We start from the raw sequence: 23,452 nt of genomic DNA on the forward strand, positions 1-23,452 counted from the left end.
ATTAGGCTTTAACTGCAGTGAGGGCAGAAGAAACCAGGTCCAACACTTCACCAATGGTGTTCACTTGGCGGTGCTTCTTGAGCAGCGCTTTTCCGACCGCCAATGCTTTGCGCTGTGCAAGCTCACGTTCCGCAGCGTCTGCAATCGTGTCAATGTCAGCCACATGTGCGAGTCCTACGATGCGACGCACCATTTTGGCTCCCGTGAATCCAATCGAATCCCGGAACAGTTGCTGTACATACAGATGTTGATAACCTGGCGTTTTAGCCATCGGGTCAACGAGATCGGAAGCCCACAACGCGCGGAAACGAGCCTCGAACTCAGTCCAGACGTCATGCACCATGTTTAAAATCTCTGTCTCACGCTGGTCTCTTGCTGATGGTTCCTGAATGCGACCTGACAGTGAAACATAATGAAGTAGCAGGTTCGCCAGCACGGCACCTACGTCAAAGCCCATCGGGCCATAGAAAGCAAACTCGGGATCAATTACTTTGGTTGACTTGGGTGTGACAAAGATACTGCCTGTATGCAAGTCGCCGTGCAGCAGTGCTTGTCCATGGGTTAGAAACTTCTCACGCAGCAGGGCGATTTCCAGATGCAGCTCTTCGTCTGTACGCAGCGCTTCGGCTTCATCTTCAATAGTAGCGTCATAGTTATTATTTTGTGCAATCCGATACGGCTCATCAAAGATCAGGTCTTCTGTAATTTTACATTGGTCCGGGTTAACGAATCGTCCCTGTTGTTCCTTCTTCTGCTGCTGATTCATACCAAGGTCTGAAGTGAAAAACAGTGTTCTTGCCATAAACTCTCCGATATGCCCCGCAAAAAGTGGATAGGAGGCTCCGTCAATCAGGCCTTTACGCATAATAACGTGATCACTCAGATCCTCCATAACCGTCAGGGCGAGATCGTCATCGTAATGGTACACTTCAGGTACCATGCCCGGGCACAGGCGGTATTCCTCTTGTAAAATTTCACGTTCAATCCGGGCACGTACAAGAGATAGCGGCCATGATTCTCCGACCACTTTCGCATAAGGAAGCGCCTGTTTGATAATGATACTTTTATCGGAGTTCTGGTCCGTAATGTGGAAAACGAGATTCAGATTGCCGTCACCAATCTCACGACATTCCAGATTCGCATCTGCCGTAAACGGGCCCGGTAATGTTTTGGCCAGTTCGATCGCTTCATGGGGAGTTAAAGGATGATATTGAGTCACAGGTGACACCTCCGTATATATGAAGAAAGAGGAAGCTCTGCTCAAGAAACAGAAAACGCTGCTTCAAGCAACAGGAAAACCCACTTCTTTGCTTGGTTTATGACAGTATATCGGATATGGTCTCGTTTTTGAACTTTTTTTTGAGACAACTCAGGTATGCTGTGATTCGAAGATCAGGTCTACGGGTAAAAACAAATAGGCCGGGCAGTTCAGAAAAACCGCGCCAGAACGCACTTTCGTCAATCAGGCGAATCATGATCATTAACTCTCTGTCTTGCTTGCAGCAACACTGACATGTTAGCGGACAGACTAAAATTTTAAATTAAAGGATGGGATTGAATATGGCTACAAAAAACAAAACAGATCAAGCGAAATCCGTAGAACAAGTACTTAATCGTCAGGTGGCGAACCTGAACGTGCTGTATGTCAAAATCCATAACTATCACTGGTATGTTAAAGGCCCGAACTTTTTCACTTTGCATGTGAAATTTGAAGAATTTTACAACGAGATTACCGTACAGATGGACGAAATTGCTGAGCGCCTGCTCACTCTGAAAGGCAGCCCGGCTGCCACCATGAAAGAGTATCTGGAAATGGCTTCGATTCAGGAGGCTTCTGGCAAGGAAGATGCGAATGCAATGGTACAGAACCTGATTGAAGACTTCGCAACACTTTCCAGCGAATATCAGGAAGGTATTGATTTGGCCGACGCGGCTGAAGATCAGCCAACTGCCGATATGCTGACAGGCTTTAAGGCCGATCTGGAGAAACATATGTGGATGCTTCGCGCTTACCTTGGCTAACAAGTTGTCAGAAGCGCGTTAACCGTCTATACTGCTGTCAAGAGTGACAGGGGAGGACGAGTTGGATGGTAGACGGAGCAGCGATACCGGCATTGAAGGAATGGGCCTCAGCGATCAAAGCGCTGGAGCATGGTCGCCAGATCATGGTGATGCGCAAAGGCGGTATTGTCGAGGAAACGAAGCATTTTGAGTTGAAAAGTCCAGCATTTTACCTGTATCCGACTTATGAGCATCAGCGTAAAGAACTGATCAAGTCCCCGGATCAATCCTATGTTGAAGAGTCTCTTGCCGAATGGGAGCCTGAAGCTTCAACGATCCGCGTTACCGCTTTTGCTGAAGTAACGCAGGATTTGGAGATTCGGGATCAGGAGATGCTGGATCGACTTCTGGAATATCATATGTGGACATCGGATTTTGCCGAGGCCCGTTTGAAGTGGAAAAAGAAAGATCCGCTCCATGTATTGATTTTACGTGTGTACCGTTTGCAGGAGCCGATGGAAATTGCTGTACTGCCTGAATATAATGGCTGCCGTTCATGGATTTCCATTCCGAATGGTCCGGTGCCGCGCGCAATGACGCCAGTGCTGGACGTTGCGGATTTTGACGAACAGGTACGGAAGATAAACGAAACGCTCAAAATGTAATGGCTTGGCTCATCGAACCTGAGATGATGAACAGGTGAGAGTTAAGATGATTAAACAAGAGAAAGTTTAGATGATCAGGTAAGAGAGACTTATCCAGAGATGGATAAGTCTTTTTTCATAAACAGCGTACGAGCTGAACAAACTGTGAATTTTGTGATAAATATCACTGTCTGGCTGAGCAGAATTTGTTTTCTCATTTGATTCAAACAGGCATTTATTATAGAATCAGTAGGAATGAAGTTTCCTGAAAAGGACAACAACTGATAGGAAATGACTTGATAATCATTGAGAATCAGTTTAGAATTATTCTAAAGTGATTGTTGCTTTATAGCGTGCGTGAAGAAATGCTTTGGAGCGCATGTGAAAATGGCTTCACCCAACGCATACAGAAACAGAGAAAGTCAGGGGAAGCCCTGTTCAGATATAATAGGCGCTTTTTCGTTTTCGAAGCAAACATCAATTTTAAATGGAGGGAAACATTACACATGACTACGAATTTCGTCATTGAAGGTCTGAAAGCGACCATTGAAGGTAAAGAAATCCTGAAAGGCATTAACCTGGAGATGAAAGGTGGAGAAATCCACGCGATCATGGGACCGAACGGAACAGGTAAATCCACTTTGGCTTCTGCTCTGATGGGACACCCTAAATATGAAGTAACAGACGGTTCAGTAACACTTGATGGTGAAGACGTGCTCGATATGGCAGTAGATGAGCGCGCACGCGCAGGTCTGTTCCTGGCGATGCAGTACCCAAGTGAAATTGCGGGTGTAACTAACTCTGACTTCCTGCGCAGTGCAATCAATGCTCGTCGCGGCGAAGGCAACGAGATCTCCCTGATCAAGTTCATTCGTCAGATGGAAGCTAAAATGAAAGAACTCGACATGAATCCTGAGTTTGCCCATCGTTACCTGAACGAAGGCTTCTCCGGCGGTGAGAAAAAACGGAACGAAATTCTGCAAATGATGCTGCTTGATCCGAAAATCGTCATTCTGGATGAGATTGACTCCGGTCTGGACATCGATGCTCTTAAAATCGTAGCAAACGGCGTAAATGCAATGAAGAGCGAAGATCGCGGTTTCTTGATCATCACGCACTATCAGCGCTTGCTTAACTACATTACTCCGGATTATGTACACGTCATGATGCAAGGTCGTATCGTGAAATCCGGCGGTCCTGAACTGGCTCACCGTCTGGAAGCTGAAGGTTATGACTGGGTTAAAGAAGAACTGGGAATTACAGACGAAACTGTAGGTCAAGAAGCGTAAAGACAAAACGGAGGAGGATAATAAATGACTACACAAACAATTCTTCCGGTTGAATCTGAAGCGCTTCGCGCCTTGTCGGAAAGCAATAATGAACCCGGCTGGTTGACTGAGCAGCGGCTCGAAGCCTTGAAGCTTGCGAGCGAGCTGGCGCTTCCTAAACTGGAAAAGCAAAAAATTGAACGCTGGAATGTCAGCGAGTACGGCACATACAAAGCAGGCTCTGCTATTTCTTCACTGGAAGAAGTACCTGCATCCATCAAGGAACTGGTTCAGGATCAAGCTGAAGGCAGTCTCGTCATCCAGCGCAACTCTGGTGCGGTATACTCCAAATTGTCTGCTGATCTGGCAGCCCAAGGTGTGATCTTTACGGATCTGGCAACAGCTGTTCGTGAGCATAGCGATCTGGTTAAACCATATCTCAACACGGCAGTAAAAGCCGATGAGCATTCCATCGCTGCGCTGCATGCTGCATTGTGGAATGGCGGAGTGTTCCTGTACGTTCCGAAAAATGTAAACATTGAAGTTCCGTTGCAAGCGGTATTGCTTACAGACGATGCTACTGCAACCTTTGCGCCTCACGTGCTGGTGGTTGCCGAAGCGAACAGTTCGGTGACATACGTGGACAACTATGTATCTGGCGAGCTTTCCGCACCGGTGTTCCATAACGGTGTTGTGGAAGTGTTCGTTAAAGCGGGCGCGAAAGTACGCTTTGCAACGGTTCACCAATTGAATGTGAACGTTACAGATGTATCCTTCCGTCGTGCAGTTCTGGAAAACGACGGCTCCATTGAATGGATTGTTGGCGAAATGAACAACGGAGATACAGCAAGCAATACAATGAGTGTCCTGAAAGGCAACGGATCGAGTTCCGACTCCAAAGTCATTGCTGTCGGTTCCGGTTCACAGAAGATTAACTATACAACTGAAGCTCGTCACTTCGGTAAAAATACACCGAGCCAGATGATCACACGTGCAGTTATGCGTGAAGAGGCATCGGCAATTATCAATGGCATTACGAAGATCGAGAAAGGTGCTACAAGAGCCGATGGACAGCAAACAGAGAAAGTGCTGATGCTGAGCCCTAAAGCGCGTGGAGATGCCAACCCGATCCTTCTGATTGATGAGGATGATGTAACAGCAGGTCACGCAGCTTCCGTAGGTCAAGTGAATGCGGAGCAGATCCATTACTTGATGTCTCGCGGGATTAACCGTACGGATGCGGAACGCCTCATTATTTATGGCTTCCTCGCACCGGTGGTGGCGGATATTCCTTTGGAAGCACTGCGTACCCAATTGCAGTCTCTGATTGAGAAGAAGCTGGGACAATGAACCCATCCATTCGCGAGCAGTTTCCGATCCTCCACCAGGAAATCAACGGACATCCGCTCGTATATCTAGACAGCGCCGCAACTTCACAGAAGCCTCGTGCTGTAATTGATGCGGTGAAGCATTATTATGAATATGAGAACTCTAACGTGCATCGTGGCGTGCATACCCTTGGAAGCCGGGCAACGGATGCTTACGAGGGTGCTCGCGAGAAAGTGGCGAAGTTTATTAACGCACGCCGCACGCAGGAGATTATTTTTACTCGTGGTACAACGACAGCACTGAACCTGGTGGCTTCTTCCTATGCGCGTGCCAACTGCAAAGAAGGCGATGAAATTGTTATTACGCAGATGGAGCACCATAGCAATCTGATTCCTTGGCAGCAAGTAGCCAAGGAGACAGGCGCTACATTGAAATACATTCCGCTTCAGCCAGACGGTCATATTGAACTGTCCGATGTGGAGCAGACAATTACAAGCAGAACAAAAATTGTGGCGATTGCTTATGTATCCAATGTGATGGGGCTGGTTCATCCCGTTAAACAAATCGCTGAGATTGCCCACCGGAACGGTGCGATTATCGTTGTCGATGGTGCACAAAGCACACCGCATATGAAGGTCGATGTGCAGGATCTGGATTGTGATTTCTATGCGCTGTCCGGTCATAAAATGTGCGGCCCTACTGGAATCGGTGCACTCTACGGCAAAAAGGCGCTGCTGGAGTCGATGGAACCGATCGAGTTCGGCGGTGAGATGATCAATGATGTTGGACTGTATGATTCCAACTGGAAAGAGCTTCCTTGGAAATTCGAAGGCGGGACTCCCATTATTGCCGGAGCAGTAGGCTTGGGTGCCGCTATTGATTTCCTGGAGCAGATCGGCATGGATGAGATTGCTCACCATGAAGGTGTGCTTGCCGCTTATGCAACAGAACGTCTGTCAGAGATTGATGGACTCCGCATTTATGGTCCGGCGAAACGGCATGTCGGCGTAGTTACTTTTAATCTGGGAGATGTTCATCCCCATGATGTGGCTACGGTGCTGGATGCGAGCGGGATAGCGATTCGTGCGGGACATCACTGCTGCCAGCCGCTTATGCGCTGGCTTGAAGTAAGTTCAACGGCTCGTGCGAGCTTTTATCTATACAACAACGAACAAGATGTAGATCGGCTTGTCAGCGCCTTAATTCAGACAAAGGAGTATTTTGGCGATGCAACTTGATGATCTGTACCGGCGTGTTATAATGGACCATTACAAAAACCCGCGTAACCGCGGAACGTTTGACAATGACGTCGTTACGGTGAATTTAAACAATCCAACGTGCGGCGACCGGATTTCACTGCAGCTGATGCTGAATGACGGAATCGTTCAGGAGGCCAAGTATACGGGGGAAGGCTGTTCGATCAGCATGTCTTCGGCATCGATGATGACCGAAGCTGTGAAAGGCAAAACGATTGAACAGGCACTCGAGCTGGCTAACCGTTTCTCCTCATTGATGAAAGGGGAAGAAGTCGATTTCGACGATTATGAAGATCTCGAAGCCCTATCCGGTGTGAACAAGTTCCCTGCACGCATCAAATGTGCCACTCTGGCCTGGAATGCATTACGCAAAGGAATTGACGAAGAGGACAATGTACAATAACGATAGGGAGGTCGAGCAAGATGGCTAAAAAAGCACCAGAAATGGAAGAGTATAAATATGGTTTTCGCGATGAGCATCAATCCATCTTTCAAACCGGTAAAGGCCTGACGGCGGAAGTCGTAACTGAAATTTCCCGGATCAAGAACGAACCGGAATGGATGCTGGAGTTCCGTTTGAAATCCTTGAAACAATTTGAAAAGATGGCAATGCCTAATTGGGGCGGCAATCTTGATGAGCTGGATTTCAACGACATTCAATACTATGTTCGTCCTTCGGAAAAGCAAGGAAAAACATGGGAAGAGGTTCCTTCCGAAATCAAAGAAACGTTTGACAAACTGGGTATCCCAGAAGCAGAGCAAAAGTTCCTGGCAGGGGTATCGGCTCAGTATGAATCCGAGGTTGTATACCACAATATGCAAAAGGAACTGGAAGACCAAGGCGTCATTTTCATGGATACAGACACGGCGCTCAGAGAGCACCCGGAAATTCTGCGTGAATACTTCGCTACGGTTATTCCGCCAGCGGATAACAAATTTGCTGCCCTGAACAGCGCGGTATGGTCTGGAGGAAGCTTCATCTACGTGCCAAAAGGCGTAAAATGTGAAGTGCCTCTGCAAGCATACTTCCGGATTAACTCCGAAAACATGGGTCAATTCGAGCGTACATTGATCATTGCAGATGAAGACAGCTTTGTTCACTATGTAGAGGGCTGTACAGCTCCGATCTACAGCACGAACTCCCTGCATAGTGCAGTGGTTGAGATCATCTGTAAGAAAAATGCCCGCGTTCGTTACACAACGATCCAAAACTGGGCACCTAACATCTACAACCTCGTAACCAAACGTGCAGTTGCAGAAGAGAATGCAACGATGGAATGGGTCGATGGCAACATCGGTTCCAAACTGACGATGAAATATCCAGCGGTTGTACTGAAAGGCCGTGGAGCAAAAGGTTCCGTTCTGTCCATCGCTGTTGCAGGTAAAAACCAGCATCAGGATGCAGGCGCTAAAATGATTCACCTTGCTCCAGATACAACATCGACAATCGTATCCAAATCGATCAGTAAGCATGGCGGTAAAGTAACGTACCGTGGTTTGGCTTCCTTCGGACGCCAGGCAGAGGGCGCGAAATCCAACATCAAATGTGACACACTCATTCTCGACAATGAGTCCACATCGGATACGATTCCTTACAACGAGATCATGAATGACAATATCATGCTGGAGCACGAAGCGACGGTATCGAAGGTTTCCGAAGATCAGCTCTTCTACCTGATGAGCCGTGGTCTGACTGAAGCGGAAGCGACACAGATGATCATCATGGGCTTCATTGAGCCATTTACGAAAGAACTGCCAATGGAATATGCCGTTGAGATGAACCGTCTCATCAAATTCGAGATGGAAGGCAGCATCGGTTAAGTTTATAGGTAAAATGTTCACAAGAGAAGACGAACCGTTCTGGTTCGTCTTTTTCTTTGTTTGCCTTTCTAGTACAATACAGTACATATCATATGTGAATGTAAGATGAGGTTTAATTTGAGTCTAATGCAGGAGGTGTGTATGCAGTATCATTACGAAGCTCTTTATATGGCAGCCTTGGAGGTCGGAATCTCGGCAGAAGAATGGGAATGGTTTGTGCAGGGAACCTCGGTAAAAGAAATTCCCAGGGGAACGACATTGATTCGTGCAGGTGAGAGAGTGCAGCACGCATATTTTTGCATTCAAGGATGTTTTCGATTGTATTACACGCTGCCTGATGGCAAAGATTTTAATGTAGCCTTTACGCTGGAACAGGATTATGCCACATCCTATGCCGCAATGGTTTCAGGTGCTGAATCACCGTATACCATTGAAGCGCTGGAGGACTCTGCTGTCATTGTAATTCCTTACGATGCGCTGCTGCACTTCATGGAAGCCAGTCATCATTGGGAGCGCTTTGTGCGTAAGGCGGTTGAGCGACTGTATATACGCAAGGAGGAACGAGAGCGGGAACTGTTATGTTTATCAGCACTGGAGCGTTATGAAGCATTTCTGCACAAATATCCTGGACTCGAAAACAGAATTCCTCAATATCATATTGCTGCGTATATCGGCATCTCTCCTGTTTCCCTTAGCCGCTTACTCAGGTGAACGAACGTGCCCCTCATGTTATTAACCTATGTTAATGCTTGACGGCTACAGTGTGCGTTACACTATGACTAGTTTATAAGGGATGGATATCCACTCCCGGATCAGATGCATAAGGAGAGATAAGTCATGAGACATATGATGATTGTATTACTTGAATTTTATCCTTCCTGGCTGGCTTTGCCACGGGAACAGCGTAGAATGCATGCTGCTGCTTTACAGGCTACGATCGAAAAGTACAGCAGTCAGGTAAGCGTCAGATTTTTTGATGCAGAGGCATTGCCAGGTAAGGACTACACCGATTTTGTCGTATGTGAGACAGAGGATCTCAAAGCCTATCATTATTTATGGGAGGAAATTCGTGATTCAGAACCGTATACAAAGGGATATATGAAAATCAAAGATGTCATCATGGGATTAGAGAATGCATTTCAAGCATATGAACGGGAAGCTTTAGACATGCCTGAGTAAGGTGAACGGATTTGCATCAAAATAATATTATAATGACCTCACAAGCGCTGCACCGGAGATATATGATCTGGGCAGCGTTTTTGGTTGAATTAATCCTACTCCGCAGCAGGATACAAGCACAAGCCATTGCATCACACAGCGCATGTAATGATAGAAAAAGGATGTGAAGCTATGAATGCAAACCCTTTCGAAGGGTATCGGATTACTAGTTCCTTCGGTTATCGAATTCATCCTATACATGGAGGACAGACGTTTCATCGAGGTGTAGATCTGGTTACCGAGCCTTGGAATGGTCCAGTGTACGCTTTTCTGGACGGAAGCGTACGTTTTGCGTCTGAAGGGCAAACAGGCTCCGGCTTCGGCGGATATGGACTTACCGTGGCTTTGGAGGATCATCGGGGATACTTGCATTGTTATGGTCATCTTTCTCAAATTGCCGTTAAGGTTGGTCAGCGAGTGAGAAAAGGACAGCTGATCGGTTATCAAGGCAGTACGGGGCAGAGCACGGGTCCCCATGTGCACTATGAGGTTCGTAAAACCAGTTCGCCTTCCTATGGATATACGTCCAGTGAAAAAGGAGTGGTTGAGCCGGGCGCTTATTTGTTAAAAGAGTATGGCATAATGGCTCAGGAGCAGGAGGGTCAACCGATGACAAGTGAGGAAAAGCGGATGTTTACACTGATGCAGAAGCAATTGGAGCTTCAAGGAGGCTGGATTCAAGAGCAGAAGCGTCTGTCCAATATGAGTTGTCCTGATTGGGCACAGGAGGCGCTGACTTATTATCGGCCTTATATCAAGGACGATACAGGCAGCTACGACTTCTGGCGAATGCTTGTGATCATGTACCGCAAGGAAACAGGGAAACAGGTGGAGGAAACAGACTAATGTTGAAGCATATTAAACCTTGCCGGAAGAAGAAGGAAAATGGAGCCATCAACATGAAGCAAGGTTAAATGTCTATTCAATCACATCAGCTTCAGGGCTAAAAACCAAAAGCGGAAGATTGCCGTTTCGCCCGGTTCATCCGGAGCTCAAGTGTCATATGTTAGGGTATACCTTATAAAGAGGAGGCAATCACATGAGCGAAGTAGGTTATGGCTGTGGGGGCAATAACGTTGCCGGCGTAGGAATGTACAATCCGTTCACATCAACAGGTGCAATCCTGGTACTGTTCATCTTGTTGGTAATTATCACTAAAGCATTCTGCGTGTAATTGTTCCAAACAACCCGGAATTAACAAAGGGAAGCCAATCGGGCTTCCCTTTTCGTTCTTAATTATTACTGAACATAAATCTCAACAATGGCTATATCTCTTTCTTTCGCTAAATCAATAAAGGCTTCAGAGGTCTGAACGAGCGGTCGGAAATAATCAGCCGGGTTATTCATGACGATGACACCCGTGTGTCCAGTGGTGAGTAACACTTTTTTGCCAATAAAATTTGGCAGCATATGTTTGATCAATTCTTGTGTCGCTTCGGCATTCAATTGGCCGAAACTAAGGCTATACAATTCGCATAGCACGGAGATAAGTTCTTGCTTGGTCTGATAGACCCTGTTTGTTGTCATCGCGCTGTAAACGTCGGCTACAGCCGTTATACGTGCATAAGGGTGGATTTCATCGCCGCGTAATCCATATGGATATCCACTCCCATCCTCGCGTTCATGATGCTGCAGGGCAACGAGTGCAATGATCTCGTCCTCTGTGGAGGCTTTAATAATATCGTAACCGTAAAAGGTGTGTTTTTTCATTTCTGTGAATTCTTCGCTTGTTAGTTTGCCTGGTTTATGTAAGATTTCAGCAGGAATCTTCGATTTGCCGATATCATGAAGATATCCAGCTTTGGCTACAGTTAGACATTCTTCCGGGTTATATCCCATCCAGCCTGCAATATAAAAAGCAAGCATACCGACCTGCAAGGAATGGTTGTAGGTGTATTCACTATCTCCATCCAGCATAAGCAACAGGGAGACGACGTCCTTTTGCTTTTCGAGTTGCCCCGTCAAGGTGCCTACGATTTCATCAACCTGTGATTCATCAACAAAGCCTTGTTCAATAGCTTGCTCAAACAGGGAATGCGTACCTTTGATCGTGTCGTTAAACAGATTGGTTAACAGACGCGTTTGATCCGAAGGCAAGGGTTGTTCATCAGAGTGAAGGTTGGATGTAGGGTCTACATCTGCGAAATCAATTCCATGCTGCAGCAGTTTGGATATATCATCTTCACTGAGAACGGAACCTTTCATCAGCATGTGGAGACCTGAAGCATTGTAGATATCGTTTTTTAGCAGGTCTCCGGGTTTAAGATCTGTAACATGCACTCTCACGTATAAACCACCTTTTTCCTCGACTAATATCGACACATATCAATATAATAACAAGAAAAAAATGGGCTGACAACGACTTGTTTACTATTCATAGGTTTATGTAAACCGCGTGTAGTCTCATTTTTTTCTAGTTCATAGGGTTCCAAGGGCCCAATTGATGGCCCTTCCATTCAGAGCCATCTTCCCAGACTTCTTTTTTCCAGATGGGGACCGTTTGTTTCAGTTTCTCAATGGCATAACGACTTGCATCATAACAGTCACTACGATGAGGGGAAGACACAGCAATGATAACACTGATCTCCTCCACATCTACTTTACCGATCCGATGACTGATTGCAGTTTGCACACCGGGCCAGCGTTCCGAAATCTCCGCTCCGATGGCGGACATTTGGGAGAGAGCCATCGGTACATACGCTTCATATTCCAGAAAAATAGTGCGCTGATCGCCTGTCATTTCCCGAGTTGTGCCTACAAAAGTCAGAGTAGCCCCATGATTGGCGGTGATCACCAGCTTGGTGGTGGCTTCAACAGACAAGGCAGCATCGGTAATGAGGAACAGGCCGTCTTCAGTGCGATGCTCTTGTGTTTGAGGGGAATCCTGCTTGTTATACTCGGGACTTGAAGAACCATCCCCTCCGGATACAGGAGGAATCAAAGCAAGTTCGTCTTCCGCTCTAAGTATAGTATCGGCCGGAGCATACATTTGATTTACCGCTAGAAAGGATGAACGAATCTGGGAGGCCGCTTCAGGATAAGCAGCGCTTAATTGTTCCTTGAGTATGGAGGCTGTAGGTGTATCACCATCGAATTCAAAAAATAGCTGTGATGTATTTAAACGTTCTGCAATGCCTGCAAATAGCTGAATGGTCAATTTCATAGATTGAATCACCTCTTTTTGATCTCTAAACCTTATAAATATATCATAACGACGTAGAAAATGTTATTCTTATCTATTAGAAGAATGTACGTTTTAATGAACGGCAGGGGAGGCACTTTAATGCACAGCAGCGAGAAGCAGACATTAACTATTTTACACACCAATGATCTTCACAGTCACTTCGGCTCTATGAGTGCGATTGCTGCTATGATTAGTCAGGAACGTGCACGGGGCGGGCACCTGCTTGTGCTTGATATTGGTGATCACATGGATCGAATGGCTGTCGAAACGGAAGGCACACTTGGCATGGCGAATGTGGATGTAATGAATCTGACGGGTTATGATGCGATAACGATCGGAAATAACGAAGGCCTGACCTTTACGACGGAACAGCTTGCGCAAGCCTATAATGCACTTCTGTGTCCGATTGTATGTGGTAATGTAGTGGAGCACGCTACGGGACAACCTCCAGCATGGATGCAGACATCTGCGATTATTGACAAGGGGGCATTCCGAATCGGCCTGCTAGGCGCAACAGCTCCCTTTAATACATTTTACGAGCTGCTCGGATGGCGAGTGCTGGACCCGGTAGAGACGATAAAGGAGCAGGTTAACAAGCTGCGCGGACAAGTTGATGTCATTATCGTGCTTTCACACCTTGGTCTATCGACGGACAAAAGGCTCGCAGAGCAAACGGAAGGTATTGATGTGATTCTTGGTGGACATACCCATCATATCCTGGAAGAAGCGCTGGTTATAGGACAGACGGTGCTTGGTGCTGCAGGCAAATTTGGACAATGGCTCGGGAAGGTTGTGCTGGAACGAAGCACTGAAGAAGGAACGCTGCGCCTGGTGAACAGTGGCTGTGTCCCTATACAGGAAGAACTACTTGAAGAGAACGTATCGCTGGCGATTGGGGCGAACAGAAAAGAAGCCGAGCGTGTACTGGACCAGACGGCCGTTATTACGGACCGGGAGCTGCCGATCGATTATGAGCGTGAATCCGCTTTTGCCAACTTGCTTGCGCAAGCCGTAAAGCAATTTACAGGAGCTGAACTGTCACTTGTGAATGCGGGTCAGCTGCTTGGAAATCTTCCGCAAGGGGATATCACCAAGGGATTGTTACATTCTTTATGTCCATCTCCAATAAATGCTTGTACAATATGCTTGAAAGGAAGTCAGATTCGTGAAGCACTCGAGCAGTCGCTGCTACAGGAATTTGCTCACAAACCTATCGTAGGGTTTGGCTTCCGTGGCAAGATTCTGGGTACGTTGTGCATGGACGGAATGGAAGTAAGATATGAACCGAATGCGCCTGCATCTCACCGGATTCAATCGATTATGGTGAACGGAGCACCTATGGAAGACCAGCGTGAATATGTCGTTGGAACGCTTGACATGTTTACGTTTAATGTGGGATATTCGTCCCTTGCTCAAGGAAGCAATATCAAGTACCATCTTCCGGAGTTTATACGAGATTTGGTGGAAAAGGAATTAAAGCGACCCGGGGCGCTGGAGGAGAGCCTGCGGTCTCGCTGGTTTCAAAGCTAGAACGACAAGACTGCCTTCTGCTGAAGAGCGGCTAGTGTTCATTACATCTACGGAGCGGGAGAGGATAGGCTGTGCGTTTAGTACATATAAACTTATTGCAGCCTGGCATGAAGCTGGGAAAACGAATTTTTAGTGAGGAAGGTCTGGTCTTGCTCAGTGAGGATGTAGAACTGACGAGTCGGTTGATCGGGCGATTGAAGGATCTCGGGATTGGATATGTGTATATTCAGGATGCAGCAACAGAGGATATTGTTGTACCCGACATGCTTCAGGAAGAAACGAAGCGAAGAGCGCTTGTAGAGATCAAGCAGCAGTTTCAACATATGTCCGGCTCCAGAAGCAAAAATCAGATTACTCATTTTGGCAAAGCGCTTAGTGGTGTAATGAATAGTATATTGGAGGACATTGGAAGTCAAAAAGAAGCGATGATCATGTTAATGGACATGAACTCCAGTGACTTCGACCTGTATAACCACTCGCTGAATGTATGTGTTTATACCCTTGTTCTGGGTGTAGCTTCAGGCTACTCGCGCCAGCAGCTCATGGAGATTGGCCTGGGTGCTCTGCTGCATGATATCGGAAAAACACAGATTGCCTCTGAAATTTTACATAAACCCTCACGTCTCAGTGACGAGGAATTTAAAATTATTCAGCAGCACACGACATACGGACATCGCATCCTTAAAGATGAACCCGGAATTCCGCTGCTGGCTGCGCACTGTGCTTTGCAGCACCATGAACGCATTGATGGCAGCGGCTATCCTTCCGGTTTGAAAGGCAATGAAATCCATGAATACGCCAAGTGGATTGCTCTTGCCGATTCTTACGATGCGATGACGACCAATCGGGTGTATCGTAAAGCTTTGCTTCCTCACCAAGCTGTGGAAGTGTTATACACCGGCTCAGGTACGCTTTACGAGCAGCGGATGCTTGAAAAATTCAGAGACTGTGTCGCGATTTACCCTGTAGGTCTGTCTGTAACGCTGAGTACGGGAGAAGTTGGCGTGGTGGCGGCCATTCAACCGCGTGTGCCTCAGCGACCGCTTGTTCGTGTGCTTAAAGATGCAAGAGGTGAAATGCTCGCTTCACCGTACGAAATCAATCTTGCTACAGAGCTTTCGGTGATGATCACAGGGGTGGAAGGCGTGGACTCTACTGCTGCAATTCCAATGGGCGAACCGCTGAATAACTGATTAAGCAGGATATGGACAAACGCTCAAGTGTATACCGGGAGCTTAACGTTAATTTCCCGAAGCTGCACGAGCGTTTTTTGTTATCTAATGGACAGGGGGTGACTGTGCAGTATAATTGATAATTGTGCTATGATAAAAGATAACTCCTAAAAGAGTAATCTCGGATATGATGTAAAATGAACATTTTAGGTTAATAAAAGGAATAAGGTGAAGAACTATGACCATGCTAAACTCAGGATCGGTACAACCGATGCCTTTATCACCCGCGAATGATCCGTGGGATCCGATCGGCTCTCTGCGCAAATATGGACGGCATGTGCTGACCAGTGTAGAAATGACGGTGACACATCTATGCAATATGCGGTGTGAACACTGTGCCGTAGGGGATATGCTTACGATGCAGGAGGCACCGGCTCTCCCGCTTCCATTGATGCTGAAACGCCTAGATGAGGTGGAGCACCTGCAGACCATCAGTTTGACAGGGGGCGAGCCCAGCTTCAGCCAGAAAACGGTGGATGAGATGATTATTCCACTGCTTAAATATGCCAAGGAACGCGGAATCCGTTCCCAGATCAATTCGAATCTGACACTTGATATCAGTCGATATGAAAAACTGCTTCCATATCTCGACGTCATGCATATCTCTTTCAACTATTTGAATGCCGATGATTTTCATCAGGTCGGGTTTGCGAACAGCGGCAGACCAGTGAAGCGTGAAGTGGCGGTGAAGATGTATGAAAAGATGATCGAGAACTCACGTAAGCTGAGCGAAGCCGGCATGTTTATTTCTGCCGAGTCCATGATCAACTATCGTACACATGACAAGCTCGAAGGCATTCACCAGCTGATTCGGGAGATGGGCTGTGTACGGCATGAGGTTCATCCAATGTACAATTCCAACTTTGCCTCGTCGCTGCCTGTGTTGTCACTGGATCATATGAGAGCAGCCATTCATCGTTTGCTGGATGTACGTGATAAAGACATGTGGATGCTGTTCGGAACACTGCCATTCTTTGCATGCAGTGCGGCTGAACAGGATCGTGAACTGATTCAGCGGTTGTACAGCGAGCCTAATGTGACGGTTCGCAATGATCCCGACGGACGTAACCGGGTTAATGTCAACATGTTTACCGGTAACGTGTACGTTACGGATTTTGCCGATATTCCGGCTTTCGGCAACATTCATGACCGTAAACTGGATGATGTGTTCCATGAATGGTCTGCGGAGCATCCGCTGAACCAGACGGTGAACTGTCATTGTGATGCAGCTTCCTGCTGTGGTCCGAATTTGCTGGTCGCTGACATGTATTACAAAGGTGTTGATTTTAAATCAAGAAAAGCAATTACACGTTGATATTCCAGGTGCATTCCTGAAATAGATAGAAAAGGGGAGTTTCAACTTGGAAGTGCATACCGAGTTTTATTTTGGACAGCTGGCATTTAATTTGATCTGTGTCTTTTTGCTCGTCTTTTTGAATGGTGTATTTGTCGCTGCGGAGTTCTCTCTGGTCAAAGTAAGACAGACACGCCTGACGCAATTACAGAGTGAGGGGAATCGTCTGGCCGGGTATGCATTGAAGGTGAATAGTAGACTCGACGCTTATTTATCAGCAACGCAGTTCGGGATTACACTGACGTCTCTCGGGCTAGGGTGGCTGGGGGAGCCGGCCATCTCCAAACTGCTTGTGGAGCCGCTTATGTTCAAGCTGGGTGTTACGGATACGGGGCTGATTGCAACAGTATCGGTCATCATCGGATTCTGTATCATTACGTTTCTGCATATTGTGCTTGGTGAGCTGGCACCCAAATCTCTGGCGATTCAGAAAACAGACGGGATTGCGCTGCTCTTGTCAGCGCCACTGCTGTTATTTTATAAAATCTTCTTTCCGTTCATCTGGGTGCTTAATGCCTCAGCGAATGCTTTATTACGTCTGGCTGGTATCGAACCGGCTAGTGAAAGTGAAGCCCATTCCGAGGATGAGCTGCGTATCCTGATGAAACAGAGTGCCAAGAGCGGTGTCATTGACAAGGATGAGATCAAGCTGATGGACAATATATTTGATTTCTCCGACATGCTGGCTCGGGAGGTTATGCTGCCCCGTACAGACATGGACTGTTTATATACCCATCTCTCGCTTGAGGAAAATCTGAAGATCATCAATACCACCAAGCATTCTCGTTACCCGGTGGCTGTCGAGGATAAGGATGAGATTATCGGTTTCATCCATATTACCGATCTTCTGCTGGCTGAACCGGAGCAGCAGCAGGATCTCGCTGCACTGGTGCGTCCGATTCTGAACGTACCCGAGTCGATGGAGATTAGTCATGTGCTGCGCCTGATGCAGAAGAAGCACTCTCAGATGACCCTTGTCGTAGACGAATACGGAGGGACTGCCGGGCTGCTGACAGCGGAAGAGATTCTGGAAGAAATCGTTGGTGATCTGTATGATGAGTTTGAAGATGAGCGACCGCATATGGAACGAATCGGTGAAGCTTTTTCAATAGACGGACGTTCGCTGATTGAGGATGTTCATAAATGGACTGGAGCAGTGATCGAGGACGAAGACGTTGATACGATTGGCGGCTGGTTGTTCAAAGAGCTGGAGGGCAGTCCGGCTAAAGGCAAAACCAGGGAACAGAACGGATATGTTTTCGAGGTGGAAGAATCCACGCGGCTGCGCATCAATCGGGTGAAGGTGTACAAGCAGATGAAAGACCCGGATACAAGCGCAGAAGCGAAAAACGGTGATCCATTGCCAGTTCAAGAGGAAGACCATAACAACAAGTAAAGCAAGGCCTTTGAAAGTAGTGTGCAGACACGTCTTTCAAAGGTCTTTTTTTTTGTGCTCATTTCATAAAAAGGGGATTATCCTGTGTTAGCTCGACATATGGTTATAAGGACGGGGAAGGTTGGGGCTGTAAGCATAGTTGTTTAAAGCAAGTATTTTGTATTTTGCTGGAAGGCAAGTCAGTGGAATGCAAGTCAGTGGAGTTCAAAAGGAGGCTGTTGGAATGAAGGATCCGCAGGTTCGGGCTTATGTGCCTTTTAGAGGTCCATTTGATCCGTGTAAGCCCATAGGCATTCGTACGTATCTGGTTCCACCGCAGTTGTTTATCCCCTTTCAGCCGATGGGCTGGCCGCAATACAGTCCGGCTGAGGCGTTGAGAGTAGGCACGTTGTGGCCCGCATTATTTAGTCCGTATACATCGAAGAAAACAAAGGAAAGGGCGGTGGAGAGCGATGGAGAAGGAGCAGCAGCCGAAGGCTTGTGACGCCAGATATTATGAACTGCTGGAGGAGCTGCAGGCGCTGGATTTTGTGCTGGTCGAGCTGAATCTGTATCTGAACACACATCCGGGAGATTTTCAAAGCATTGAGCAGTATAACAAATTCAGTCAGGAGCGCATGCGCGTGGCACATGAGTTTCAACAGCTATATGGTCCGTTGACCAATTTTGGTCATGCATTTTCCAAATATCCGTGGGAGTGGTCACAGACACCTTGGCCTTGGCAAGTCTAAAAATCGAAGGAGGCGTCCTGTACAATGTGGGTTTATGAAAAAAAATTGCAATATCCGGTGCGGGTAAGCAAATGTGATCCTCATATGGCAAAGCTGCTGATGGAGCAATATGGCGGTGCGGATGGAGAACTCGCGGCAGCTCTGAGATACCTGAATCAACGTTATACCATTCCTGACAAAGTGATCGGTGTGCTGAACGACATCGGTACAGAAGAATTTGCGCACCTTGAGATGATTGCAACGATGATCTACAAACTCACCAAGGATGCCACCATAGAACAGCTGGAGCAGGCCGGGCTGGATGCCCATTATGCAGCACATGACAGAGCACTCTTTTACAACAATGCTGCTGGTGTTCCCTTCACGGCCACTTATATTCAGGCCAAGGGCGATCCGATCGCGGACCTGTACGAGGATATCGCAGCCGAAGAGAAGGCCCGGGCTACATATCAATGGTTGATTGATCTAACGGATGACGTGGATTTGCAGGACAGTCTGAAATTTTTGCGGGAACGGGAGATTGTGCACTCGCTGCGCTTCCGGGAAGCCGTTGAAATTCTCAAGGATGACCGGGAGACGAAGAAAATTTTCTAGGGCGTGTCTGAAAACGCTGAAGGCAGCAGAGATTATCGGCAGTCCGTGAGGGCTGTCTTTTTTTGTGAGGAGAAATGAAAAAGGACGAATCAGAGGGATGTGTCCCTTAAATTCGCCCTGCAGGTATAAAATGATGATGCATAAATGCATTAATATTCAACAACCATGGCAACATTTTGCCACCCGGCGCCAACGGTCCAGAACAACACCTTGTCACCGCGCTGTACCTTACCCGAGGTAATGGCTCGATGCAGTGCTATAAACGGACTGCTGGTGGAGGTATAACCGAACTCGTCTCCAACGTATACGGCGATATCATCTGCGATGCCGATATTATCGGATACCGCACGGATATTCGCTATGGACAGCTGGGAGAAACAAGCGGCTTTGATCTCGTCCGGCCTGATCTCGTTTCGCTGCAGCAAGGTCCGAATTGATTCGGAGGCGGCGTCAACACAGATGGAATCGTCAAACGGTGTGAATTGGACATGAAAGGCTCCTGCATCTACTCCGGTGCTGCCCAGCTTGGCGAGTCCTTCGGCGGGGAATAACGAATTTTGATACACACAGGTGTCCGTCTGATAGATCGAATCGATAAAACCAACAGCGTGCTCATCCCGTTCAACAATGACGGCTGCGGCTGCATCTCCAAAATTAGCGAAGTATACCGGGTCATCCGGACTGGCGTGAGGAGCAATATAATCCGAGCCGATAATCAAGGCACGTTTGATTCGCGGATTGCCGAGCATTTGACGACTGACCTGTTCAAAGGCTGCCGTCATGCCTGCACAGTTGGCATTGCTGTCGATACAGATGGTGTGGGCTGCTCCGCTGATCAGATGATGAATCATTAAGGAATTCGTAGGGAAAATATACTCCGGTGTTTGGCTTGCGTACGCAATCAAGTCTATATCCTGGCCGGTGAAGCCGGTTTTGGCGAGAAGTTGTCGCGCTGCCTCAAGGGCCATAGTCAATGAATTTTCGTCATCACGATCAATCTTGTAACGCGAATCACGTCCGAGTGCTTTTAACAAACCGCGTATATCTACCCCTCTTGCATCAAAATGTTCAATGTAAAAGTCATTGTACACCTTGGTTTCAGGGTGATATATGTCGATATCTACAATACGAATTCCAGCCATCGTCATCCTCCTCGTAAGTGGCAAGACAGAGTTGTAACAAACGCCAGGTGATGCAGATCGTTACGCTGAAATAATCTCCAGATTGTCGAGCCCTACGGACCGGCCCAGTCGGGCAAGCTGCATTTTCAGAATGGCATTGTTCTCCAGAGTTAACACGACTTTTTGAAATTCATCCTTTTTGAACATGGTCAGGCATCCCTCAAGAAGAGGCACAATCTCAGGTGCAGTAACGTTAAGCTTTTTGCAGTCGATATCCAAACTGTACTCTTTGGTGTTGATGGAAGCGATGGTATCCTGATACGCCGAGATGGAACGAAGGCCATCCTCTTGGGAGAAGGAACCTTCCAACTCAATGTGCAGCACTTTCTTTGAAGCATCTGTCTTTAGATTGAAATTTCCCATTGCGCATAATCTCTCCTTCGTCATATGAATGAAAGCTATCCCTTATGGAATGAAGCAGTCCAATAGACCCTAAGACAAATGGTACAGGTCGGAAGGATAATTTACCCATATTATAAAGGTATTATTGTAAAAAGATCAATAAAAAGGTCGAATGTTGTATATATATGTAGAACGATGAATTATTGGATTTCCCTAAACGATAAATTTACTGAATTTTCCTTAACGAAATTTACTGAATTTCCTCAATAGTGGCAAGCAGCACATTAAATGCACTGATAATTCGCGGAGCACCTACACAAGGCGCGAGATGAAGCAGGATGCCCTTCAGTTCCTCCACGGTGATGCCCACACTTAGTGCCATGGCATAATGAACCCCGAGCTGCTCATACTGCCCCTGTGTAATTAAAGAGGAGATAATGGCAACTTCCTTCCACTGCTCTGTAATGGTTGTACGCTGAAAAATATCACCATATGCCGTTCCCATAATAAACTCGGACAGCTCTGGAAAATGTTCTTTGATTGGTGCAAGTGCCTTCGCACCATACTGACCGGAAAGTTTAGCAAAGCGGTCTAGCCCCTGTGTTACCTGATCACTCATGTCTCATACCTCCTAATTCAAATGGACTACCCGGTGAGCTGTTGGTGGAATTTCATCCCGATCGGTCAGCAGCTCGATGACAGCGACTTGTTTGAGCTTCAACGCGGCCTCCAGAGCAGTAGAGAACTGCGGCAGCGTTTCTGCGCGGTAGGCTGTGGCTCCCAAAGCTTCCGCAAATTGAACAGCATCCATCGGGACTTCATACAATGTGCCATCAATGCGGCCCGTCGTTTTTTCCATACCCTTCAGTGCCATATCCAGCTGTTTGTTGTTGACCACGATAAAAATGACAGGCAGGTTTTTGCAGACAGCAGTATTGATTTCCGTGCCCAGCATCATGAAACAGCCGTCTCCGGTAATACACACCACCGTCTCCTCAGGTGCAGCGGCCTTGGCACCGATTGCCATGCCAATGGCATTGCCCATGCAGGCGAAGTAGGCATCAAATATGAAACTGCCCGGTTTCTTCACTTTATATCGCTGTACGGCATGGAAGCCATGACTTCCATCATCTACGAACAACTTGTGATCATACGGAAGCATGTCACTCATTCGATCCAGCACAGCTGCGAGAGACAGATGTGGCAGCTCGGGTAATCGGGACTGATACGGTACAGGCTGGCTGAAACCTTCGGAGACAGCAGCAGGCTTCGGAGGCAGGATGCTCAGCAGATATTGCAGATTGTCTTTGATGTCGCCGGTAATATGTAAGGTTTTGGATTGAAGGATTTTGCCTACGAAGGTTGGGTCGGTATCTATCTGGATTAGCTGTGCCGGATGATTGTGCGGCTTGAGATTACAGAGCGTCATATCACTTAGCCTGGAGCCAAGCACAAGGTACAGATCACTTTGATTCAACAACTCGTCCCCATGCGGGAAGCCGCCTACGCCGCAGGGGCCGTGATACAAGGCATGATCCCATGCGATGGCTCCTTTGCCGCCGGGCGTTGTAATCACAGGAAGGTTTAACGTTTCAGCGAGCTGCCGCAGTTCCTCATGAGCCCCGGCGCGAGTTACCCCTTTGCCTGCAATAATTAAAGGATGCTGTGCTTGCTCGATTAGCGGCAGGATTCGATTCAGATTCGAGATGCTAAGTAATGGCTCAGGTTCGGGAATAGCAATATGGCAGGCGGGAAGCTGCTCGGTTTGTACGTCAAAAGGAAGACAGAGATGCACAGGGCCTTTGCTTGGACCAAGTGCAATAGAAATGGCATGGCTCAGAATGGTGCCAAAGTGATCTCCACGCTCGATGAGTTTGCTGAACAGTGTAGCGGGTCTGAACATTTCGGCCAGATCGGCCAGATATGAAGAGGAGTCCTGACATTGAGGAATACCCAGCTCCTGAATGGATTGATGACCCGTAAGGAACAGAACAGGCAGATTGTTGGCTTTGGCATGGGCCGCTGCCGTAAGCAGGTTGGTTCCTCCGGGTCCTGATGTAGCGAAGGCTACACCGAGACGACCTGTCTGCAGCGCGTACCCCGAGGCGGCAAAGCCTGAACTGGCCTCGTGGCGACCGGGGATGAATTCCAGACCGTGATCGACCATTTTCAGAAGAGCGGGACAGATTGATTTTCCGATAATACCAAATACATGAGTGACGCCCAGATTGCGCAGTGCTTCTGCCAAGTAATCCGCAACAGTTCTCACGCGTGAACACCTCGTTTCAAGTAGTAGGTTTTTAGAACCAGGCGGCTTATCCGATTGCACATGTTGGTATTTCTCTAAGGTTGTAAAAGGAATAATTCCTTG

Annotated in this window: 25 protein-coding genes; 18 read left to right on the top strand and 7 right to left on the bottom strand. The window is 47.4% G+C overall.

All coding sequences use genetic code 11. The annotated features are described in order from the left end of the window. Position 1 precedes the first annotated feature (1 nt). Positions 2–1,219 (bottom strand): S-methyl-5-thioribose kinase, encoded by a 1,218-nt coding sequence (gene mtnK, locus IEW26_RS14435; protein WP_188592936.1) that lies wholly within the window; start codon positions 1,217–1,219, stop codon positions 2–4. 341 nt (positions 1,220–1,560) lie between these two features. On the opposite strand from mtnK, the gene IEW26_RS14440 reads away from it, so the two are divergent. From IEW26_RS14440 to IEW26_RS14490, 11 genes are all read left to right on the top strand, one after another. Continuing rightward, positions 1,561–2,022 carry a Dps family protein gene (locus tag IEW26_RS14440; RefSeq protein WP_111271519.1) on the top strand — a complete coding sequence of 154 codons (462 nt, stop codon included), beginning with the start codon at positions 1,561–1,563 and terminating at the stop codon, positions 2,020–2,022. 65 nt (positions 2,023–2,087) lie between these two features. Beyond that, the gene (locus tag IEW26_RS14445; protein WP_188592937.1) at positions 2,088–2,666 is read left to right on the top strand and encodes a DUF1802 family protein; all 579 of its coding nucleotides are present in this window, start codon (positions 2,088–2,090) and stop codon (positions 2,664–2,666) included. A 485-nt stretch (positions 2,667–3,151) separates the two neighbouring features. After that, positions 3,152–3,934, top strand: coding sequence for a Fe-S cluster assembly ATPase SufC (sufC, locus tag IEW26_RS14450; RefSeq protein WP_145403029.1), 783 nt, complete (start codon positions 3,152–3,154; stop codon positions 3,932–3,934). A 24-nt stretch (positions 3,935–3,958) separates the two neighbouring features. Continuing rightward, complete coding sequence (gene sufD / locus IEW26_RS14455; protein WP_184179502.1) at positions 3,959–5,263, top strand: Fe-S cluster assembly protein SufD; 1,305 nt, start codon at positions 3,959–3,961, stop codon at positions 5,261–5,263. After that, entirely contained in the window at positions 5,260–6,480 is a 1,221-nt protein-coding gene (locus tag IEW26_RS14460) for a cysteine desulfurase (RefSeq protein WP_111271523.1), read from the top strand. The genes sufD and IEW26_RS14460 overlap by 4 nt, the downstream gene beginning before the upstream one ends. Continuing rightward, positions 6,470–6,901, top strand: a complete 432-nt coding sequence (gene sufU, locus IEW26_RS14465) for a Fe-S cluster assembly sulfur transfer protein SufU (RefSeq protein WP_111271524.1) — start codon at positions 6,470–6,472, stop codon at positions 6,899–6,901. Before IEW26_RS14460 ends, sufU begins: the two co-directional genes overlap by 11 nt. Before the next feature lie 20 nt (positions 6,902–6,921). Next, a complete protein-coding gene (sufB, locus tag IEW26_RS14470; RefSeq protein WP_111271525.1) occupies positions 6,922–8,319 on the top strand; it encodes a Fe-S cluster assembly protein SufB in 1,398 nt (465 codons plus the stop codon). Positions 8,320–8,460: 141 nt separating this feature from the next. Further along, a complete protein-coding gene (locus IEW26_RS14475) occupies positions 8,461–9,030 on the top strand; it encodes a Crp/Fnr family transcriptional regulator (protein ID WP_188592938.1) in 570 nt (189 codons plus the stop codon). 126 nt (positions 9,031–9,156) lie between these two features. Next, the gene (locus IEW26_RS14480; RefSeq protein WP_188592939.1) at positions 9,157–9,498 is read left to right on the top strand and encodes a darcynin family protein; all 342 of its coding nucleotides are present in this window, start codon (positions 9,157–9,159) and stop codon (positions 9,496–9,498) included. 171 nt (positions 9,499–9,669) lie between these two features. Then, positions 9,670–10,383, top strand: coding sequence for a M23 family metallopeptidase (locus IEW26_RS30630; protein WP_308423476.1), 714 nt, complete (start codon positions 9,670–9,672; stop codon positions 10,381–10,383). 193 nt (positions 10,384–10,576) lie between these two features. Next, positions 10,577–10,711, top strand: a complete 135-nt coding sequence (locus IEW26_RS14490) for a YjcZ family sporulation protein (protein ID WP_110893804.1) — start codon at positions 10,577–10,579, stop codon at positions 10,709–10,711. 65 nt (positions 10,712–10,776) lie between these two features. Here the strand turns inward: IEW26_RS14490 and IEW26_RS14495 are convergent, their stop codons facing one another. Next, positions 10,777–11,823, bottom strand: coding sequence for an HD-GYP domain-containing protein (locus tag IEW26_RS14495; RefSeq protein ID WP_111271529.1), 1,047 nt, complete (start codon positions 11,821–11,823; stop codon positions 10,777–10,779). A 127-nt stretch (positions 11,824–11,950) separates the two neighbouring features. Beyond that, the gene (locus tag IEW26_RS14500) at positions 11,951–12,700 is read right to left on the bottom strand and encodes a molybdenum cofactor biosynthesis protein (protein WP_188592941.1); all 750 of its coding nucleotides are present in this window, start codon (positions 12,698–12,700) and stop codon (positions 11,951–11,953) included. 120 nt (positions 12,701–12,820) lie between these two features. On the opposite strand from IEW26_RS14500, the gene IEW26_RS14505 reads away from it, so the two are divergent. From IEW26_RS14505 to IEW26_RS14535, 7 genes are all read left to right on the top strand, one after another. Then, entirely contained in the window at positions 12,821–14,251 is a 1,431-nt protein-coding gene (locus IEW26_RS14505) for a bifunctional metallophosphatase/5'-nucleotidase (RefSeq protein ID WP_188592942.1), read from the top strand. A gap of 71 nt (positions 14,252–14,322) precedes the next feature. Then, positions 14,323–15,444 (top strand): HD-GYP domain-containing protein, encoded by a 1,122-nt coding sequence (locus tag IEW26_RS14510; protein WP_229729868.1) that lies wholly within the window; start codon positions 14,323–14,325, stop codon positions 15,442–15,444. A gap of 217 nt (positions 15,445–15,661) precedes the next feature. Then, a complete protein-coding gene (gene yfkAB, locus IEW26_RS14515) occupies positions 15,662–16,798 on the top strand; it encodes a radical SAM/CxCxxxxC motif protein YfkAB (protein ID WP_145403023.1) in 1,137 nt (378 codons plus the stop codon). A gap of 46 nt (positions 16,799–16,844) precedes the next feature. After that, positions 16,845–18,233, top strand: a complete 1,389-nt coding sequence (locus IEW26_RS14520) for a hemolysin family protein (protein WP_188592943.1) — start codon at positions 16,845–16,847, stop codon at positions 18,231–18,233. 223 nt (positions 18,234–18,456) lie between these two features. Beyond that, a complete protein-coding gene (locus IEW26_RS14525) occupies positions 18,457–18,717 on the top strand; it encodes a spore coat associated protein CotJA (RefSeq protein ID WP_188592944.1) in 261 nt (86 codons plus the stop codon). Further along, on the top strand, positions 18,686–18,964 hold the full coding sequence (locus IEW26_RS14530; protein WP_188592945.1) for a spore coat protein CotJB: 279 nt from the start codon (positions 18,686–18,688) through the stop codon (positions 18,962–18,964). Before IEW26_RS14525 ends, IEW26_RS14530 begins: the two co-directional genes overlap by 32 nt. Before the next feature lie 24 nt (positions 18,965–18,988). Beyond that, positions 18,989–19,558, top strand: coding sequence for a manganese catalase family protein (locus IEW26_RS14535; protein WP_111271537.1), 570 nt, complete (start codon positions 18,989–18,991; stop codon positions 19,556–19,558). 149 nt (positions 19,559–19,707) lie between these two features. Here the strand turns inward: IEW26_RS14535 and IEW26_RS14540 are convergent, their stop codons facing one another. From IEW26_RS14540 to IEW26_RS14555, 4 genes are all read right to left on the bottom strand, one after another. After that, positions 19,708–20,700, bottom strand: coding sequence for a 3-oxoacyl-[acyl-carrier-protein] synthase III C-terminal domain-containing protein (locus IEW26_RS14540; RefSeq protein WP_188592946.1), 993 nt, complete (start codon positions 20,698–20,700; stop codon positions 19,708–19,710). Positions 20,701–20,760: 60 nt separating this feature from the next. Continuing rightward, on the bottom strand, positions 20,761–21,102 hold the full coding sequence (locus IEW26_RS14545) for a hypothetical protein (protein WP_145403017.1): 342 nt from the start codon (positions 21,100–21,102) through the stop codon (positions 20,761–20,763). A gap of 229 nt (positions 21,103–21,331) precedes the next feature. Next, positions 21,332–21,700, bottom strand: coding sequence for a carboxymuconolactone decarboxylase family protein (locus IEW26_RS14550; protein WP_145403016.1), 369 nt, complete (start codon positions 21,698–21,700; stop codon positions 21,332–21,334). Between the two features lie 12 nt (positions 21,701–21,712). Further along, positions 21,713–23,350: a thiamine pyrophosphate-binding protein gene (locus IEW26_RS14555; RefSeq protein WP_145403015.1), complete on the bottom strand. Its 1,638-nt coding sequence runs from the start codon at positions 23,348–23,350 to the stop codon at positions 21,713–21,715. Between the last annotated feature and the right edge of the window lie 102 nt (positions 23,351–23,452).

The sequence above is a fragment of the Paenibacillus silvae genome, from assembly GCF_014639235.1.
Classification (GTDB): domain Bacteria; phylum Bacillota; class Bacilli; order Paenibacillales; family Paenibacillaceae; genus Paenibacillus; species Paenibacillus silvae.